The sequence below is a fragment of the Algoriphagus pacificus genome (assembly GCF_017254845.1).
Classification (GTDB): domain Bacteria; phylum Bacteroidota; class Bacteroidia; order Cytophagales; family Cyclobacteriaceae; genus Algoriphagus; species Algoriphagus pacificus.
Map to the genome: position 1 here is coordinate 46,007 of NZ_JAFKCU010000004.1, position 19,624 is coordinate 65,630.

Genomic DNA, 19,624 nt, shown 5'->3' on the forward strand with positions numbered 1-19,624 from the left:
TTTTCACTATCTAAACCAACTTATTAACTAACTGTTTACCACTTCTGGCTCAACTTCCACCAGCGCTACTGCGCCATGGATGGCTGTTTCATCCAGTTCTGACAGAAGGATCTGGAGATTTTCCAAAACTGTCGGATATAGGAAAGTGGATAATGTTTTATATAAAGAATCCTTAAATAAAGGATACGATTTTCTGATAGAACCTCCGAGTACAATGGCCTCAGGAGCTAGGGCATAAAGGATATGTTTGATCAGTTCACCAAGGTGATGGCCATATTCGTCGAAAGCTTTTATAGCCACAGGATCTCCGGCTAAAGCAGATTTAGCCATGGTTTTTGGGCGCTGATGATAGAAGTTATGGAAGAACTTACCACTGCAATAGAATTCGTAATTTTTGTCAAGGTATGGAGCGCTGCACCATTCGCCTGCTGCGGAAGTTACTCCACTGTATAAATGCCCGTTGATAACAATGCCACCTCCGACGCCTGTGCCCAAGGTTATTCCTACCAGGTTTTTAAAGCCTTTTCCTACTCCGAATTTATGTACGCCAAGCGCAAAGCAATTTGCGTCGTTGTTAATGAAAATTGGTTTTGCGAATCTTTCCGTTAAAAATTTACGAAGCTCCACATGCTGAAAAGCTGGGATGTTCGCCAATCCCAATACAATTCCCTCATTTACATCAACCAAACCTGGGATCCCTATTCCGATTCCAGCAAAGTCATATTGCATGTAGGATTCGATGAACAGGGCAATAGTTTCTAAAATATGCTCTTTATCCTGATCAGCTGGGGTAGGAATTGACCGGATATCTTCAAGATGTCCTTTGATCAAAATTCCTCCTTTGATGCCAGTGCCTCCGATGTCCAATCCCAAAATGGCTTTTTCCATTCGATTAGGTTTACTTTTAGGTTTTAGGTTGATTATTAAATGGAGAAAGTTGTCGATACTTCGACAACCTTTTCCCATAGTTAAGATTTAGTTTTTTATTCTGGGATCAAAGCATTCCTTCAATCGATTTTTCCAATTCTCTTGCCGTAGCCAAGAATTCTTCCACATTCATGTCCCGGAAAAAAATCAAACCATGGCTTGATCTTACTTTTGCCCGATCATGTTGGTAGAAGTAATTTTTCCCTAACAACAACTGAATGTCGTTGAGTTGGTTTACCCAAATTCTCTTAGCAACAGTACTGAACTTACCATTGTGAGAATAACTAGGGAATGAAGCGTTGACTTGGCTCAAGTAGCAATTTGCAAATGAATCCTCCATCACAGACATGTCACCCAGCGAAACTGGAACAATGACATTCGCCTCGTGAGGTTCAAACTTAAACCAAACGTTTCTATATCCAATGATTCTAAGTTCACTGATGTCCTTTTCTTCACCCCACTGACGAACTGCCTCAGCGGTTGCCTGCAGTACTTTGTAGTGGGTGTCAGGACCAGAACCTTCCGGATCAAGCGTCAAGCTAATCTTTGTTGGGTTCACTTTTCTAAACATTTCCACAATCGGTTCAACATCCCTCTTTTTGTCAGGTTGCTCTGTGAAAATATCACCTGTATAGAATCCAAGTCTTAAATGGTGTACATTTTTAACCTGAACTCCAAAGTGCGCCCAAACCAATTCTTCCTCAAACTCACGGATCATTCCTTTCAGCTTTTGGATCTTGGATGGGTTTTTCTCCCCATCGTAGCTGTTTCTCAAGATGCTGATTACCTCATTGATGGTTTCTCTAAGTTGAGTTTTATTTTTCACACCATAGACAATCACCAAAGCTCTAACCACTCGATGGCATAGGCCTCTCTGACGCTCTTCAGCTCTTTCAGAAGCTACATTCGTCAAGAAATGGTACACGTCTTTGTCTGTCTTTAGACTATAACCAACCTCGAAGAAGTCCTCGAAATTCACCATTTGAATCTTACCTTCATCCAAAAGTTTTTTGGTGTGCTGAAGCGTATCGATCACAAATGTGTTGGTCACAGCGGTAAAGCCTGAAGTCAAAACCGAGAAATGGGCTTCGTTACTTGGCTCATGCAACTGGTTAGTGATGTGAGGCAAAATCCCCAAAGAAATATCATCATGGTGAGGACCGGTGTGTAATAAAACCTGATCCGTCTCTTGTTCTAAGCCTTTGGCAAGCTTGGCTTCCATGCTTTTCATGACCTGATTCACAGTGTCTTCTGAAAGGTTTGGAATCAGTGAAGTGTATTTATCTGCTTTCAAATCAGCCAACTTGATGCGATGTCCGTATTTGCCGATTTTCTTACAAAGGTCAATGACCGCTCTTTCGGTTTTTTCCCAAGTCCATTCTCCTTTTTGATAGTAGGCATCTACAGAATCAGTCAGCTTTACAGCCGCTCCTTTAGTCAGATAGAATCTACCGTTTTTGAGTTTCTGTAGAACTGTTCCTGGGAATACGTTGTCAAGTGGAGTTTCAAGCGAATCTTTTACGATGCCAGCTTTTGCTTCTCCAGCTGCAATGATGATCGCAACTGCTTCAGGATTATACACGATTGTGTCCAAACCAATGGTGATTACCAATCGATTGGCAGAGACTTCAATTCCGCCCAAATCACCAGCTGCTACAGCTTGAGTTTCAAAGTTGGTTTCAGTCAGCCTGGTTACAGAGAAAATATGTGAACCTCTGGTGTTGAAAGCAATGTGACCGTCAGGACCGATACCTCCAAGGAAGAATCCGATTCCACCTTTGTCGCGGATGCGTTGCTCGTAATCTCCACACCATTTGTCTATTAAATAGATTGACTCCTGCTGAAGTTTTTCGAGGTCAGTTTGTGGATCTCTGAATCTTAAGGTTAGGTCTACTTTCAAATCCGGGAATACCTGGCTGAAATGCATCCCTTTTGCCAATGGAATTTCATCGGAATTGATCAGAATGGCATTCTCTTTCGATAAGCCGAAGCCCTCGATATAAAATTTATTGACGTAATCGTAAAATGAATTGTGCTGCTTAGAGGAAATAGGATAGAATTCGTCAATCTGTACAAAAGTCAGGTCTTTCAAAACCGGTTTCTTGCAATTGCCCAAACCGTACTTTTCTCTGACTTCTTTTCCTTTTTTATTGTCCCAATTTTCCAAAAGAAACTGGGTCCATTTGATGAAAAACTCAGGAGATTTTCCAGTTGGTAAACTGATAACTCCATTAGGATTTTCAGATACCCATTCCAAAAAGCGGCAGGCAGTAAGCAAACCTAGTTTTGGGAAATTGTCAACTGTAAGGTAAGGAATGAGGGTAGTGATTTTTTCTACTCCGGATTCCTTAAGAAAACTCTTTTCTACTTCTGAAAGTGGATACTTACTTAACATACTGTTGGAACAGATTAGGTTTTATTGGGAACAATAATTTCGAAATTCTCTATTTCCAAAGGATATTCATCAATTAAATCAAAACATACTGATAAAATTTTAATGTATGATTTAATTCAAAGAATATAATTTGGTGAAGAAAGAATTTGCCATAGCTTTCTTCGACTAGACAAATCTAAAAAAAAGTTTTCGATTAAAATACACTTTTATAAAAATTTTATAAAAGTATCTTTTGATTAACTCATAATGTTCGAGTAAATGCAATTTTGATTCGAGCCTGAAACTCTTCAATCACCTTAAAAATTTCTAAAAGAGTGACGGTTTGGACTTTCGTGATTTGATTGATGATCAAAAAATTCTTTGGCTTTTTCCGTTCTTCCAGCATTTGTTTTGACTGGTTTTCCAATCGCAAAGTCATCAGATAGTCAAAAGCATGAATTAACTCTTGAGCCTCTTTGGGAGAAAAGACTCCTTTCTCTCGTAACTGCTCCAAACGAGTTATAGTATTCGTTTCAAAAACTCGGTACTTTAGGGCATAGACTCTAGCCAAATCCACAATTGGCCGCATTGTCTGTTTTAGATTGATTTGCTTTTCACCATCGATTTTCTCGGTTTTGATCTGCCTAAAAAATGTAATGGGAGGTTCATATTGCAAGGCATTATGACCCAGATTGATGAAAAATCTTTCAGGAGCTTTTTGCAGCAAGAGATCCATGTGCTCCTTCAACTCTTCTAATAGTGTGGATTCTCCAAAAATCGCCCTGCAGTCAAAGAAAGTTGCATAATTCATAGCTGTTTCCTGAGAGGCATCTTGAATCCAGCTTTCGTAGTTTCTCTTCCAATGGGACAGGGAGTGGGTCCATTTAGGATTCATTGCCATTAGCTCTCCTTCACAGAAATCTATACCAATCTCATCAAGCGCCTGAGAAACCCGGGTCGCAAAATCTAAAAAATAGGCTCGAACTTCCTCTCGATGTTCATTGGCTTTGTCCTCATATATAATGGCATTATCCTGATCGGTTTTAAGGCTGAGTTCACCTCTTCCTTCACTTCCCATTACAAAAAAGACAAACTTAGCAGGAGCCGGACCGATTTCTTTCATGACTCGTTCGATCACTCGTTGGGCAATGGTATCAGCAACGGTTGTTATGATCTGATTCACGATTGCTGCTTTCATGCCTCGGGAAAGAAGGAGGTAGATGATTTCTGGCATTCGCAGCCATTTATCCCGAAGCTCAGGGATTTGCCTAGCTTCTTTTACCGATTGGATGAAAAGGAAAGGTCCTTGTGATTGTTCTGTCAGGATCTTGGTTCTGCTGATCCAGCCAACAAAATTCCCTTTTTCTTCTACCAAAAGATACCGGGATTTAGTCCTGAACATCAGCATAAGTGCTTCTACCAGAAATGCGTCTGGGTGGATTGTGACCATGTCATGCTCCATGATTTCAGCTACAGGAGTGGTCAGTGGAAGCTGATTAGCAACTAGCCTGTCCCGAAGAGTTATGTCCGTGATATATCCTATTAATTCACCCTGTGAATTTGCTATAAATAAGCAACTGACTTTTTCTCTGGCCATTTGCGCCGCACAAGTATGTGCCGGAGTTTCTGGAGCAGCCAATCTTAAATGTCTAAAGTGTAAATCCCTGACTCTTTTAGAATAAAAATGATCGGTTATTGCCGGAGTTGAAAAGTCCATTTTGGTAAATTTGAATACTTTAAAACTAGTAAATAGTCCTTAATTTGCGCTATGCTTATAATTGTCACCGGAGTATCAGGAACAGGCAAAACCACCATCGGATCGGGGCTTGCCAACCATTTCAATTTACCATTTTTTGATGCAGATCACTTCCATCCGGAAGAGAATATTGCAAAAATGAGTCAGGGAATCCCATTGAATGATCAGGATAGATTGCCATGGCTGGAGGCTTTGGCAAAGCAATTAAGAGAATCTGAAAAAACGGGAGGCGCAGTTTTGGCTTGTTCTGCCTTGAAAGAGTCCTATAGACAAATTCTAAAAGTAAATCCATCGGTTCAGTGGATCCATCTCGAGGGCAATCGGGATTTGATATGGGAGCGAATGCTTGCCCGTAAAAACCATTACATGAAAGCCGGAATGTTGGACTCTCAAATTGCAACTTGGGAAGAACCGGACTATGGTTTGAAACTTTCGATTTCAGATTCGCCAGAGGAGATGATTGAAACAGCATTGGAATATTTAAAGCAATAACCCAAGAAGTCTTTTAAGCAGAGTTTTATTTTCTGCCTTTCCTATTACACCTTAAAGAGTTGCTTTCGATTTCTGAATACCTGAACTTAAAGCAGAATCCAATCCCATTCACGATGAATAAATCTTTATTATTAATTATAGGAATCAGTTTTTTGACTGTTTTCCAATCCTTTTCCCACGTACAGCTTTTTAGCAATGTTCATATAATCAGCATGGAAAATGATGCTGTGTTGGAAAATCATGCGATTCTGGTTGAAAATGGAAAAATTGTAAAGATCCTTCCAATGTCAGAGGCTTCAAGCATTAAAGGAAGTGAAATGATTGATGGAAAAGGGGCTTACGTTTTTCCAGGTTTGGCTGAGTTTCATTCTCACATCCCAGTTGCCCAGAATGGAAATACCGAGTTTCAGGAAGAGTCCATGTGGTTGTATTTAGCCAATGGAGTTTTAAGAGTGAGAGGCATGATAGGTCATGCGTCTCATTTGCCTCTAAAAGCTCGAGTGGACGCGGGAGAAATTCCAGGACCAAGACTTTTTCTTTCAGGTCCATCCTTTAGCGGAACATCAGTGTCTTCGGCAGAGCAAGCTGCGCAAATGGTGCGAGATGAAAAAGCCGCTGGTTATGATCATTTAAAACTTCATCCTGGATTGGAAATGGATGAGTTTTTGGCTATTTCAAAAACAGCCCAAGAATTGGATATTCCTTTTGGAGGTCATGTTTCACTTAATGTGGGCTTGGTTCCGAGCATCAAAGGAGGTTATAAATCCATTGAGCATATGGATGGCTATGTGGAAGCCTTGATTCCTGATTATTCAAAAGTTTTGGATCCTGAGCAAGCCGGCCCTTTCAGCATGCTGTTGGTTAAGGAAGTTGATTGGAGCAGGTTGCCTGAATTAATTGAGCTCAGTCTGGAGCATAAAGTATGGATTGCGCCGACATTGACACTTTTTGATCGGTACTTTGGATTCAAACCAGCTGAAGAATACAGAAATATTCCAGAGATGAAATATGTGTCTGAGACTTTGGTGCAGAATTGGATAAACGCGAAAACACCTTATGAAACTAGAGGCGTTCTGACCAAAGCCAATGTCCAGCCTTATCTTGATTTTAGAAATAAGCTATTTATGACATTGCACGAAGCGGGAGTTCCTGTTTTGATGACATCAGATTCTCCTCAGGTTTTTAACGTTCCTGGATTTTCCATTCATCATGAAATCGAGTTGATGTCAAAAGCAGGGATGTCAAATTTTGAAATCCTAAAATCCGGCTCTGTCAATCCTGCGAGATATTTTGATCAGGAGGGAGAATGGGGAGTAATCAAGGCTGGTGCATCTGCAGATTTTGTAATGGTAGAAAAGAATCCATTAAAAGATTTGAATACTCTCAAAGAACCGGTGATGGTAGTGATGAAAGGGGAAGTATATGATAGACAAGAGCTTCAAAAGCAACTTGAAAAAATCGAAATGAATCATAAGCGTTGAGATTTTTAATTTTTAAAAATTCATTCACCCAACCAAAAAACAACCTATGAAAGTATTCTTTAAATCCTGCAGTACAATTTTGGTTTTAACCCTAATTTTGGCCTGCCAAAACAAAACCGAAGAGATCAAAGAATCTGTGGAATCAAAAGAAATCAATCTGGAAATGAAGGCTGAGAAAGTCGGCGAATGGGAGGGAAAAGATGTGTTCAAGTATTCCCTTGACAATGGATTCATGCAAGTGGAAATGACGAATTTTGGTGGCATTATTTCGAGAATCATCGTTCCTGACAAAAATGGAAACGCTGAAAATGTAGTGCTAGCCTTAGACAGCATACCTCAATATTTCACAGGAAATGGGCCTTATCTAGGAGCGGCAGTTGGAAGGTATGCAAATCGGATTTCCAATGCATCTTTTGAACTGGATGGGGTTAAATACGAAGTCACCAAGAATATTGGAGAAAACCATTTGCATGGTGGGAAGAAATGTTTTGGAGTGAAAGTCTGGGATCAGGCAGAGACATATGATGCAGATGGAGCAATTGGCGTGAAAATGCATTACTTGAGTGTGGATGGAGAGGAGGGCTATCCAGGAAATCTCGATACTTGGTTGTATATGGAGCTTACTCCAGAGAACGAAATCAAGATCAGATTCGAATCAACTACCGATAAAAAGACCATTGTCAATCTGACCAACCATAGCTACTTCAATCTGGGAGGTATGGATCGGGATGTAAAGGATCATTTGGTACAGATTAATGCGGATGCTTACACAGCGATGAATGAGCAGCTGATTACCACGGGAGAGGTTGTGCCTGTAGATGGAACTCCTTTTGATTTTCGTACACCAAAAGTACTTGGTGAACAAATGGAGGCAATAGGGGGTGGTTTTGATCATAATTTTACCACTAAAAAAGAAAACTCCTCAGAGCTGCAAGAGATTGCAATGGTGAAACATCCCGAAAGTGGAAGGTTTTTGCAAGTATACAGTACCGCTCCGGGGGTGCAGTTTTATAATGCCAATGGAATGCGGAATTTCAAAGGTGCAGAAGGAATAGTGTATCAGCCGTTCTGGGCTTTTTGCTTAGAGCCTCAAGCTTGGCCAGATAGTCCAAATAAACCAAATTTTCCAACTGCAGCTTTGGCACCTGGAGAAAAATATGTTCATGAAATCGTTTTTAAGTTTGGAGTGGAGGAATAAACGAAAGATTGAGTTTTAATTTTAGAAGATTTTAGTTAGTTTGTTTTCAAATAACAATAACCCATGAAAAACAAACTTACTTTTTTAGCACTTGGTATAAGTGCTATTTTTTTATCCTTTTCAGGATTTGCCCAAAACTATCAGGTAAAAAAAGTCGCTGACTTGAACATAAAGAGTCTGGAGAAAGTTGGTATTCGGGACTATGATCCCGTAAAGGATGTTTATTTAGGCTTTATCGAAAAGGGAGGAGGTGAGATTGCTTTGGCGATTTTTGACGCTGAAGGGAAAATTGTCACAAGCAAAGTCAGAACAGGTGATGGCCCAGACCATTATACTACCTCAGCATTGACAATGGGATTTGCAGCAGATGGCAATATTTGGGTTCAGACTTCATTGCAACTTCTGAAATATGACCGGGAATTTAATCTGATCAAAAGGATTCGATTTGAACCAAAATTTACAACACATTTATATTCAGGTCCCAGAGAAAAGTTTATTCCTCTTTCCAAAGGAGATGAGATTTCATTTTTGACCAGTGTTTCCAACATTTCTGGGATGGCATTGGGACTTGAAATTCCATCAAAAGTGAATTTGATAGAATATTATGACCCTTCATTGAAATCAGTCCAATCTATTGCTCCCCTATCAGAAAGAGGAGTCTTTGAGGGGTATGGTGATGAAGAATCACCAGTAACAATTAATTCCATTTATGAATTAAAGCCTGATGAAAATCTCTTATATCTGACTACGACGATTGATAATGAGATCACAGTTTATAATCCAATTAACTGGTTTGTAGTCAAAAGAATCAAAGTGAACCATGAGGAGTTTCAGCCCTTGGATGATATACCACTAAGAGAGTCAAATTTTAAGACTTCTGATAGGATGATGTTATATGCGATGAACCGGAAGTTGCTAAAGTTTGACAACGATTTACTTGGGTTGACTTATGTGAGGGGTGAATCTGAAGCTTCATATGAATTAAGAAAAAATACGAATAAGATCTATCGCATAGGTGATCCGGAAATGCATCGCTTGATCTTATTTAAAGACGGTGTCCAGCTTCCTGGTGAGCATACGATTCCAACTGGGATGATAGAAATGGCTTTGCCTAAAAATAGACTTTTGGTTAAAGTAAAAGAAGGTGATGAAGAGCTGGAATACTATCCTTATGAGATTTGGGAGATTGTTGAGAAATGAAGTAAAAGAGAAATACTTTCAACAGTCTGGTGAATATTTACACAGGGAATTAGTTAGAATAGGTCTTTAAGGCCAATCCAAGGCTTGGGAATGGTGATTGCAAATAGGTGGTTGATTAATTAACCAACTATAATTACTTATGAAAACCAATTTCCAAAAACCAACAAACAACAACTCTTTCGGAAGAAAGCTAAGAACATCAGGTGCAGTTCTTATGGCCGCTTTGACAATCGGAGGTTTAAGCTCCTGCGATAACGAAGACGATGAACCAATTCTGGATACAGTAAGTCAGCAAGACAGAAATTTTGCAATAACTGCTTCCCAACATACCAATGCTCAAATCAAATTTGGTGAACTGGCGATGACTAATGGAGAAGATGATTCAGTGATGGATTATGCTCAGTTGATCGTTAATGCCAACATGGAAAGCAGATCGGAATTTGAGGCAATTGCAGATGGAAAAGATGTAGAAGTTTCAGAGGAGATTTCTGCTGAAATGCAGGCAAAATATGATGAATTGGCAGCACTTCAAGGTGAAGAGTTTGACAAAGAGTTTATCAATTTTCAGATTGATTTGTTGAATGATTCCATGTCAATGTTTGAGAATCAGATTGATAATGGAACAAACTTTACCATCAATGGCTATGCAGAAAAATCTTTGGGAATTGTAAAAGACCACAAGGCAGAAGCGCTTTTGGTTAAAGCAGAATTGGGTATTGAAGGACTTTAATAATGAGTTAATCCCAGTACTAGAAATAGCCCAGGCAAAAAGTCTGGGCTATTTTTTTAGGATAATTTTACGCTTAGTCTGCCGATCGCTTTGGATTCTCCCATCAGGTGTTTGATTGCCACCCGCTGCGTTGCATCAAAGGATTGATAGGCTACGACAATTGATCTAAAGGCTTTTAAATCTCCCAGATGTCTTAAGCTTAAAGGATTTCCAAAAAGATAAAGGATGCAAGGTTTACTTTTAGCGAGTTGAATTATTTCCTCAATCACTTCATTCGACAGTCCAAATTGATTGATTGGCTTGGCAGAAGGAACGAAAAGTGAAATAAGCATCAGTTCCGCTTTTTTATCAGAAATCTCCAATAGGTTTCGGCCAAAAGCTTCGTGGAGGAGCTTGCTAAAAGTAGTCTCATTGGAATCAGGAAATGAGCGGTGCCCTAAATTTCCGGATTCTCCTAAGTCCCGAATTTGAATAGAATTGATTTCCCCTTGAAGCTGACAAATAAATTCCTTGGAGAGTTTTTCCAATAATTTATCATGGTTTTCCCAGTCAAATGAAGGGATATCAATGTGTTTCTTTTCAACTCCCAGTTTTTTCTTGAGCGTTTGGATCTTCTGATAAGCTACCTCTATTTCATCTTCAGTCGCTTCCTTTACTATAGTTTCAATCCCTTCTTTGACATGATCAGAAAAGCAGAGAATATCATTGCCGGCATGAAAAGCTTCCCATTCCAATTGTCCAGGGATTGGAAATTGATTCGAAACGGCCTTCATATTCAAAGCATCTGAAATCACCAAACCTTCAAAACCCATTTCTTTTTTCAAAAGATCAGTGATGATTTCCCTACTGATACTTGCTGCGATTTCTTTGCCTCCACTTAGAGCTGGTACTGCCAAATGCCCAACCATGATCATTTCCACTCCATGATCAATTCCGTATTGAAAAGGAGATAATTCCTCTGCTTCTAACTGTGCCTTTGTTTTATGAACTACAGGTAAACCAAGATGAGAGTCCGTCTGGGTATCACCATGCCCGGGAAAATGTTTCAGACAGGCTCCAATTCCTGCTTTTTTCATTCCCTTATATGCTGCCAAAGCAAGCCTTGCTACAATGGGAGTTTCTGATCCAAATGAACGATAACCGATCACTGGATTCAATGGATTGGTATTTACATCAGCGCATGGAGCCAAGTTTAGATGGATGCCACAGGCTTTCATATCCAATCCCATTTTGAATCCCACTTCTTCCACTTGTTTTTCAGCTTCTAAACTGATTCCACCCAAGGAAATGGCAAAAGGATAAGCAGGAGTCTCTTCGATTCTCATTGCCAAGCCAAATTCTCCATCTATTGAAATCAATAAGGGGTTAGCTGCTGCTTGCTGGTAGCGATTGATCAATGTGATCAGTTTTTCCAGAGTATCTTCAACATTCAGGACTTCCTGTCTTTTTTCAAAATTTGCAGCAGCAGAGATTCTACTGTGAAAAAATGTCAGTCCACCGATGTTTTCGTTTTGAATCAGATTTTCCAAAGCTTGGTAATTCTCCTCCGTATCATGGACAAAGGCAGCAGGGAAGAAAATCTGAGCAATTTTTTGCTCTTTTGAGAGGCTTGGGTTCATTGTGAGAATTTAAGAGATCCTTTTTTACCTCTAAGAGGAAAGGTTAGAAGATACTATACGGATCAAAAGGATTGTGGATTAGAATAAATCAAGGCAGCATACTTAGGAAGATTTCTTCCCAAATTCTTTAGGGTAAATTACTGAAGCGGCCATGGCTAAAGCTGGAATCATGGCGACTCCAACCCATACGAAGAATCCTGTGTACCCGAGCCATTCCTGAACATATCCAGAAAGCATTCCGGGTAACATCATTCCCATCGCCATAAAACCTGTTGCAATGGCATAATGGGAGGTCTTGAATAAACCTTCTGCAAGGTAGATTAAAAAAACCATGTAAGCAGCAAATCCAAAACCATAACCAAATTGCTCAATGATGATAACAGCCCCCGGATAAAGGATGCTATCTGGTTGGAAATAAGCAAGAGCAATATAAAGTAGGTTTGGCAAGTTCAGAGAAAGAGCCATAGGTATCATCCATTTGCCCAGTCCGTCTCTGGAAATGACGATTCCGCCTAAAATGCCTCCAATAAGTAAGGCTATCACTCCAATTGTTCCATAAAGAAAACCAACTTCTGAAGTACTCAATTCAAGACCACCTGTCGTTTTCGTATCCAAAAGGAATGGCGAAGCCATTTTGACAAGCTGGGATTCCCCTAATCGATATAGTAAAACAAACCCGAGGGATAAGCCAATATTTTTCTTGGTGAAGAAGGTGAAAAATACGGTTCCGAAGCTGGCTTTCTCTTTCCCTTCTTTTTTTACTTCCTCTACTTTTGGAGTAGTTAATTGATTAATAAGCGTTAGCAAAAGCATCAAACCCGCTACTATGGTCATGGTGTATGACCAAGCTTTTGTATTATCTCCCAAAGTTGTTTCCAAATACCCGGCAACTATAACTATTAAGCCCTGCCCGGTGATCATTCCGATGCGATAGAAAGTTCCTCTCAACCCCACGAAGAAAGATTGTTGCTCAGGTTTTAAGGCGATCAAATACATTCCATCAGAAGCAATATCATTGGTGGCAGATGCAAAAGCACCCATCCAGAAAAAGGCTAAAGTCAAAAAGAAAAAGTTGCTCCCTGAAGTTGTCAATCCCACTCCAAAAAACACGATTGACAGGATAAACTGCATGGAGAGGAACCATTTTCTTTTGCTTCCAATAAGGTCCACAACTGGACTCCAAATTGGTTTGATGACCCATGGCAGATAAAGTAAACTCGTATACAAGCCAATGTCAGTATTCGAAACGCCAAGCTTTTTATACATAATCACCGATACTACAATGATCACGATGTAAGGAATCCCCTCTGTCAAATACAAAGAAGGAATCCAGATCCAGGGGTTTTTAAGATTTTTTTGGGTCATTTTTTCGGATCAAATTTTCATAGATGCTGGTTTCGGAGCCTTCAATAACTTTGGCTTCCACAGCTTTTTGGTAAAATTCTGCTGGGCCTACTCCGCCGATTATTGCATAGGCATAGCCCATTTCACGCATGGATTCCAATGCCTTGATCAAAAGGATTTTTCCGATTCCTTTTCCTCGCTCTGATTCAAGTGTTCCAGTCGGACCAAAGAAGTTTCGGGCTGTGGTTTCATAGCAGGCAAATCCTAAAATATCGTTTCCTCTTTGAGCAATCCAACAAGATACAGGTTGTCTGCTAAATGCAATCTCAACTTCAGATTTCCAATATTCCCCAAACTGATCTAGCACCCATTCCGAAACCAAATGTTTTTCAGGAGCAATGGCTCTGCGAAAGACAATTTTCTCTTTTTTGAATAAGGTTTTTTCTACCTCTGAAATGGTAGGAAGTCCAATCAATCTGACGAGCATGTCTTTCATAATGCTGAATTTAAGGGATTTGATACACTTGGGTTTGGACTATTCTGCCAAAATGATCAATCCATCGGATGGCAAGATATTTAGTGTTCAGGCTGCTAACTTCCAAAGCTCTTGCTCTCATACCTCCTACCCAAACGGGATGAATTTCAGCATCCGCAAGTAAATTTAACTCATCAGCACCCTGAATCAACGCATAACGAATCGCAGGATCTAAAGGATTTGCCATCCTGATGGAAGTGACTTCTGAGTTGGCTTCCACACTAAAAACTACCGGAATATCTATTATCGCAGGAGACTTTGGTTGGAAAGCAGGAGGTAAGGTAGGCTCATTATACAGTTCATTTTTCAGCAATTGCGCGACATCCTGATTTTTGATTTTCATGGATTTGGCTGAGAAAAATGCATTTCCCTGAATGGTAGGAAGTGTTCTTGTATAAGAAATCTGATTATTTATTTCTTTTGGGTCCTTCCATGCTTCATCAGAATCATCTCTAATTTTATAAGGCCCATTTCCAATATAAATATTGGTGTTGTTATGGTTTCGAGCCCACCAATCATTCAAGATCCTGTGAGATGCCAAAGGATGCTCCATGCTCCAATATAATTGTGGAATCATGTAGTCTACCCATCCATTTTTCATCCATAGCAGCACATCTGCGTATAGGTCATCGTAATTGGTTTGACCTGCTCTGGTTGGCGATCCTTTGGGATCTTTATCCTGATTTCTCCAAACTCCGAAAGGCGATATCCCAAACTGTACCCAAGGTTTACTTGCTTTAATGGTTTCATTGAGAGCAAAGATGAGTTGGTTTACATTGTCCCTTCTCCAATCATCCTGCGATTGACCGGGTTTTTTATACTTGTTATAACTGGCCTTGTCAGGAAAATCCTCTCTTGGGATTTTGTATGGATAAAAATAGTCGTCAAAGTGGATTGCATCGATGTCATAATTATCCACGATCTCTTTGATGACTTTCAGCAAGTGATTTTTCACTTCCGGCAAAGCAGGATTATAGTAATACTTGGTTCCGTATTTCAGCATCCAATCCCGATGCAGATTGTAATCGTGATCTGGGCTCAGTTCCTCCGTTTTCAAATCCATCGTTGCCCGATAAGGATTCAACCAAGCATGAAATTCCATTCCCCGCGCATGAGCTTCATTGATCATCCAAGTGAGTGGATTCTCTGTGGTTTGTGGAGCTTTTCCCTGTTTACCAGTCAGGTATTTAGACCAAGGTGCCAAATTACTTGGGTAAAATGCATCCCCTGCTGTTCTGACTTGTACGATAACGGCATTGAAGTTGAGACTCTTATAGTAATCTAGGATTTCGAGGAAATCTCTTTTTTGTTTTTCGTAGGGATCATCCGGAGAAAGAGGCCAGTCAATATTCGCCACAGTAGCTATCCAAACTCCACGGAATTCCCTTGGCATTTCCGGCATTTGGTAGCTTAATGGTGCGAGTGCAACAGGAGTTTTTGGAAGAGTTTTAGTCGGAAGGTTGGAACCTGAATTAGGCGAAGGATTTGATCCGATCGGAGCTGAGGGACGAGTCCCAGGGCTTGTTGGCTTGGTTGATTTACAGGCGGATAAGATAAGGCCAAAGGCCAAAAGAAGGAAGAGATACCTAGAAAGGAATTTCATAAAAGGGTAATCAGTGCGTTGGTATAGGTTTCAAATTGAGATCTTCAAGATTTTTTCTCAGTCTTTTCATAAATGAATCCCCGGGATCCGTTTTGACAGTTCGGTAGTTTGGATCAGCTTCTTTCCACAGGTCTGTGTCTTGGAAATTTTGATATTCATGATGTCCAATGACATAATCAATTGGATACTTTTTTCGAAGGTGACGGATTAACATTTCATTTGCCTTCAACTGAGCTTTTGTAAGAGGATCCTTATCTCCACCTACATTTTCAATGCCAATTGCCAAGTAATTCAAACCGATGGTATGTCTTGCAAAAGTGGTTTCTGGTAATAATCTGAAAATCGTCCCGTCTCTATCAATCAAAAATTGACTGGAAACATTCAGGTTACTAGCTCCTGTCAAATCAGCTCTTCCTCCCAAAGTTGGCGAGTCAAAAACGTCAAAAGTAGACTCGATCGAATTGATTGCCGTCCAGTGAACCACCACCATTTGGGGTTCGATCACGGCTTCCTTTTTATCCAATCCATGTCTCTCTTTGAGGTATTTTAAAGAAAGCTCTTCGCGTTCTTCGTTCCAAGTGATTGGCTTTTCGAAGATTCTAAATGTAGCCTTTTGACTGCATGCAAATGAAAATGAGGCGATGAGGATAGCCCAAAGAGGAAGATTTTTCAAAAGTCTCATAATCGGCGAACTGGGTTTTAGATTTGTAAAAGTCAGAGAAAACCAAAATTCGATTTGGGATCTGCTTCTAGGAGATTTTTAAATCTTAGCTAAACTAGCATGAAAATGACAGGAATGGGAGGATCCGGACGCTAATTTTTGCAGTATTTTACCAATCAATCCTATTCCTTGCATGATCTTGCAGCTTTTACTAGTTTAAGCTTTCAATTCTAAAACTATGCTGAAAGAAGAAAGGCAGAAATTTATTCTCGACCAAGTTCATCTACATCACCGGGTATTGCTGAATGATTTATCTGAAAGCTTAAATGTGTCGATTGATACGGTCAGAAGGGATGTAAAAGAACTCGCAAAAGACAAAAAGCTTAAAAAAGTCCATGGAGGAGCGACTTCCTTTGGATTCATGAATTTCAGAAAGGATGAAGGGAATGTGTACCTGCAGTCCAAGAAAATAGCCATCGCAGAAAAAACGGTTTCCTTGCTTTCGGAAGGGCAAGTGATTTTAATGAGTGGTGGTACGACGAATATGGAGGTTGCCAAGATGATCCCCAAAAAATTGGCGCTGACTGTTTTTACTCCTAGTCTTCATGTAGCCATGGAATTGCTAGACTTACCTGAAGTAGAGGTGATTTTTTTAGGAGGGAAATTACTCCATGATGCCAAATTTGCCGTGGGAGGGACAGTTGTCAACTCACTTTCTCAACTTCGAGTGGATATGTGCATTCTCGGAACCGGATATCTGGATGCTGAATTTGGGTTGACGGAATTTGACTGGGAAGTGATTCAAGTAAAGCAAGCCATGATCCGCGCAGCAAAGAAAACCGTGATTTTATCAGTTTCAGATAAACTTCATTCGGTGCAAAAATATAAGACTTGTGATATGTCTGCTGTAGATGTTTTGGTTACAGAATTGGATCCTGAAAACGAAATGTTGGATGCTTTTCGTCCTTTTAATTTGACGTTAGTCTAAAAACAAAAAACTTACTCAAGAGATAAGTCCAGAGTAAGTTTTAGGCTTAACAGGTACTATTATTTTTAATTATTCAGAGCTTCCTGCAGGTGTGAACTTCACCACTTCTTTGGAAATAGGCTCAATGGTTTTCAGATATGCATAGATTGCTTTTAGATCTGATTCTTCCATTCCGGAATACATTGTCCAAGGCATCAAGCTGTTGAAATCACCTCTTGGGATTTTAGGAATCACATAGCCTGAGTCTGCATATTGCTTAAACTGACGCACAAATTGCTCCTCAGTCCAATTCCCGATTCCAGTTGGATCTTGGGTGATATTAGATGATCTCAAAACTGATCCATCCGGGTTACCAAATTCTCTTCCTCCTGAAAATGCAAACTCAGGAATGATTTGACCTTGATCGTTTACCGGTGTATGGCATTCAATACAACCTGAGGCATTGACCATATATGCTCCATAAGCTACCTGATCAGATGGATCAGGAATTTTCGCTGGAGTAGCGGCTGTAGGGATGGTTTTGATGATGAAATTCACTGGAAAATCAGCCTTTGAATCTGGAACTTCATATTCGATTGGATCCAAAGATCGAATGTATGCAATAATTGAATAGATGTCTTCAGGATCCATTTTTCCATAATAGAGATAAGGCATTAAAGGAAACATGGCTCTTCCGTCATTTGTAACTCCTGTGGTGATTACTCGGTAGAGTTCCCCATCGGTATAGTCCGAAATTCCGGATGGAGTGATGTTTTTAGCATAAAATACTCCTGGAAATCCCATGCTGTGATCAAATCTATCTCCTCCTTTACCCAAAGTACCTGGGCTAGGAGGACCTGAGAATAAAGAAAAGTCACGAGTGGAATGGCAATCCATACAAACGGTGACATGGTTTGCCAGGTAAGCCCCTCTTTCAATTCGCTCTTGACTATAATCCAATGTCAGGGGCTCGGGATCGGGAACATTTGGAAATGCAATTTGTAAATAGGCCAGACTTCCTATGATAAGGATGGCTACTATTCCAAAAAGGTAAGCGATAATCTTTAAAACTTTCTTCATAAAAAATGTATTAGGTTGGTTCTCTTGAAATTAGGAATAATAATTATTTCTGAAAATCAGCCGTAAGAATCTTCTCTAGATTATTTGAAACTTAAAAAAAAATCTTTGATAGGTGATAAAATGCAGTATTTCATTTTAGCAGATCGGGATATTTCAATTTTTATTTCTTAAAAGGCAGATTCTCTTTTACATTGATTATTTTCAGACTTTAATCAACCACACCCTTGAAAATGAAGAGAATTTTAACACTAGCCTTAGCCTTTTTTGCATTCGGTGCGATGGCTCAAGAAGATCAGGTACTAAAAAAACTAGATGAAAAAGCCGCATTTTACGGTGATATTTCAAAACAAATATGGGATCTAGCTGAGCTAGGATATTTGGAAAACCAAAGTTCTGCTTTGTTGCAGAAAACATTGACTGATGCAGGATTCACTGTGAAAGCAGGAGTGGCAGATATTCCTACCGCATTTATGGCAGAATATGGATCAGGGAAACCAATCATTGGAATCATGGCGGAATTTGATGCTTTGCCTGGCGTATCCCAAAAAGCAGTTCCATTCCGTGATCCAGTTATCGAAGGCGGGGCAGGACATGCCTGTGGACACCATTTATTTGGAACAGCATCTGTAGCTGCCGGTATTTCCACCATGGAGTGGATGAAAGAAAATAACATTAAAGGTACAATCCGAGTGTATGGCACCCCAGCCGAAGAAGGCGGTGGCGGTAAAGTTTATATGGCTAAAGCCGGAATCATGGATGATGTGGATGCAATGTTGCATTGGCACCCATCTTCTGCTAATAATGCAGGGGCAAACTCCTCCTTAGCTAATATTTCTACCAAATTCAGATTTTATGGTGAGGCTTCGCATGCTGCAGCTGCTCCGGATCGGGGTCGTTCAGCATTGGATGCTGTAGAAGCGATGAATTTTATGGTTAACCTGATGAGAGAGCATGTGCCACAGGAAACAAGAATGCACTATGTAATTACCAGAGGTGGTGAAGCGCCAAATGTGGTTCCAGCTTTTGCAGAATCCTATCATTATGTTAGACATCCAGATGCGATGAAAGTGAAAGAGATTTTTGCCAAAATGGTAGATGCAGCTGAAGGAGCTGCTCAGGGAACACAGACTAGGATGGAATATGAAATCATCAATGGTGTCTATAATTTATTACCGAATGAAACCCTAGCTACTGTTATGCATAAGAATCTGGAGCAAATCGGTGGGATTTCTTACAATGCTGAAGAGCGTGCTTTTGCGGAGGATATTATCAAGACCTATCCTGCAGGAGTGATGGTTTCTCCAGAAGATGCGACCAAAATTGCTCCTTTCGAAGTCAATGAAAAAGGTTCTGGTGGATCAACTGACGTTGGTGATGTGAGTTGGTTGGTTCCTACTGCTGGTCTTGGTACTGCCACTTGGGTACCAGGAACTTCTGCTCATACTTGGCAGGCTGTAGCTGCTGGAGGAACAAGCATAGGAAGAAAGGGAATGATGGTAGCCGCGAAAACGCTGACTTTGACAGCAATGGATATTTTCAAGGATCCATCGATCGCTGAAAAAGCAAAGGTAGAATTGGATAAAAGAAGAGGTGCTGGTTTTAAATACGAAGCTTTGACAGGAGAAAGATCTGCTCCATTAGATTACAGAAAATAACT

Annotated in this window: 16 protein-coding genes; 7 read left to right on the forward strand and 9 right to left on the reverse strand. The window is 40.1% G+C overall.

Annotation, left to right across the window (positions count from 1 at the left end; translation table 11 throughout):
• Positions 1–27 precede the first annotated feature (27 nt).
• From J0A69_RS16590 to J0A69_RS16600, 3 genes are all read right to left on the reverse strand, one after another.
• Positions 28–888, reverse strand: a complete 861-nt coding sequence (locus tag J0A69_RS16590) for an ROK family protein (RefSeq protein WP_206587739.1) — start codon at positions 886–888, stop codon at positions 28–30.
• A 106-nt stretch (positions 889–994) separates the two neighbouring features.
• On the reverse strand, positions 995–3,322 hold the full coding sequence (locus tag J0A69_RS16595; RefSeq protein ID WP_206587740.1) for a PIG-L family deacetylase: 2,328 nt from the start codon (positions 3,320–3,322) through the stop codon (positions 995–997).
• A gap of 241 nt (positions 3,323–3,563) precedes the next feature.
• Positions 3,564–5,018, reverse strand: coding sequence for a DUF294 nucleotidyltransferase-like domain-containing protein (locus J0A69_RS16600; RefSeq protein ID WP_206587741.1), 1,455 nt, complete (start codon positions 5,016–5,018; stop codon positions 3,564–3,566).
• Positions 5,019–5,069: 51 nt separating this feature from the next.
• Between J0A69_RS16600 and J0A69_RS16605 the strand changes: the two genes are divergently transcribed.
• From J0A69_RS16605 to J0A69_RS16625, 5 genes are all read left to right on the forward strand, one after another.
• Positions 5,070–5,549 carry a gluconokinase gene (locus tag J0A69_RS16605; RefSeq protein ID WP_206587742.1) on the forward strand — a complete coding sequence of 160 codons (480 nt, stop codon included), beginning with the start codon at positions 5,070–5,072 and terminating at the stop codon, positions 5,547–5,549.
• A 113-nt stretch (positions 5,550–5,662) separates the two neighbouring features.
• Positions 5,663–7,030, forward strand: a complete 1,368-nt coding sequence (locus tag J0A69_RS16610; RefSeq protein ID WP_206587743.1) for an amidohydrolase family protein — start codon at positions 5,663–5,665, stop codon at positions 7,028–7,030.
• A 46-nt stretch (positions 7,031–7,076) separates the two neighbouring features.
• On the forward strand, positions 7,077–8,228 hold the full coding sequence (locus J0A69_RS16615) for an aldose epimerase family protein (protein WP_206587744.1): 1,152 nt from the start codon (positions 7,077–7,079) through the stop codon (positions 8,226–8,228).
• Between the two features lie 63 nt (positions 8,229–8,291).
• On the forward strand, positions 8,292–9,428 hold the full coding sequence (locus J0A69_RS16620; RefSeq protein WP_206587745.1) for a hypothetical protein: 1,137 nt from the start codon (positions 8,292–8,294) through the stop codon (positions 9,426–9,428).
• Positions 9,429–9,567: 139 nt separating this feature from the next.
• The gene (locus tag J0A69_RS16625) at positions 9,568–10,158 is read left to right on the forward strand and encodes a DUF4142 domain-containing protein (RefSeq protein WP_206587746.1); all 591 of its coding nucleotides are present in this window, start codon (positions 9,568–9,570) and stop codon (positions 10,156–10,158) included.
• A gap of 56 nt (positions 10,159–10,214) precedes the next feature.
• Here the strand turns inward: J0A69_RS16625 and J0A69_RS16630 are convergent, their stop codons facing one another.
• The 5 genes from J0A69_RS16630 to J0A69_RS16650 all read right to left on the reverse strand — a co-directional run bounded on the left by J0A69_RS16630 (position 10,215) and on the right by J0A69_RS16650 (position 15,941).
• The gene (locus J0A69_RS16630) at positions 10,215–11,777 is read right to left on the reverse strand and encodes a glycoside hydrolase family 3 protein (protein ID WP_206587747.1); all 1,563 of its coding nucleotides are present in this window, start codon (positions 11,775–11,777) and stop codon (positions 10,215–10,217) included.
• Positions 11,778–11,879: 102 nt separating this feature from the next.
• On the reverse strand, positions 11,880–13,142 hold the full coding sequence (locus tag J0A69_RS16635) for an MFS transporter (RefSeq protein WP_206587748.1): 1,263 nt from the start codon (positions 13,140–13,142) through the stop codon (positions 11,880–11,882).
• Positions 13,123–13,617, reverse strand: coding sequence for a GNAT family N-acetyltransferase (locus tag J0A69_RS16640; protein WP_206587749.1), 495 nt, complete (start codon positions 13,615–13,617; stop codon positions 13,123–13,125). Before J0A69_RS16640 ends, J0A69_RS16635 begins: the two co-directional genes overlap by 20 nt.
• A gap of 10 nt (positions 13,618–13,627) precedes the next feature.
• Positions 13,628–15,259, reverse strand: coding sequence for a glycoside hydrolase family 10 protein (locus tag J0A69_RS16645; RefSeq protein WP_236032969.1), 1,632 nt, complete (start codon positions 15,257–15,259; stop codon positions 13,628–13,630).
• A 10-nt stretch (positions 15,260–15,269) separates the two neighbouring features.
• Positions 15,270–15,941 (reverse strand): N-acetylmuramoyl-L-alanine amidase, encoded by a 672-nt coding sequence (locus J0A69_RS16650; RefSeq protein WP_206587750.1) that lies wholly within the window; start codon positions 15,939–15,941, stop codon positions 15,270–15,272.
• Between the two features lie 217 nt (positions 15,942–16,158).
• Here J0A69_RS16650 and J0A69_RS16655 point away from each other — a divergent pair, with 217 nt between their 5' ends.
• Positions 16,159–16,908 carry a DeoR/GlpR family DNA-binding transcription regulator gene (locus J0A69_RS16655; RefSeq protein WP_206587751.1) on the forward strand — a complete coding sequence of 250 codons (750 nt, stop codon included), beginning with the start codon at positions 16,159–16,161 and terminating at the stop codon, positions 16,906–16,908.
• Between the two features lie 69 nt (positions 16,909–16,977).
• On the opposite strand, the gene J0A69_RS16660 is transcribed toward J0A69_RS16655, so the two are convergent.
• Entirely contained in the window at positions 16,978–17,967 is a 990-nt protein-coding gene (locus J0A69_RS16660; protein ID WP_206587752.1) for a c-type cytochrome, read from the reverse strand.
• Positions 17,968–18,197: 230 nt separating this feature from the next.
• Between J0A69_RS16660 and J0A69_RS16665 the strand changes: the two genes are divergently transcribed.
• Entirely contained in the window at positions 18,198–19,622 is a 1,425-nt protein-coding gene (locus J0A69_RS16665; RefSeq protein WP_206587753.1) for an amidohydrolase, read from the forward strand.
• Positions 19,623–19,624: the final 2 nt, after the last annotated feature.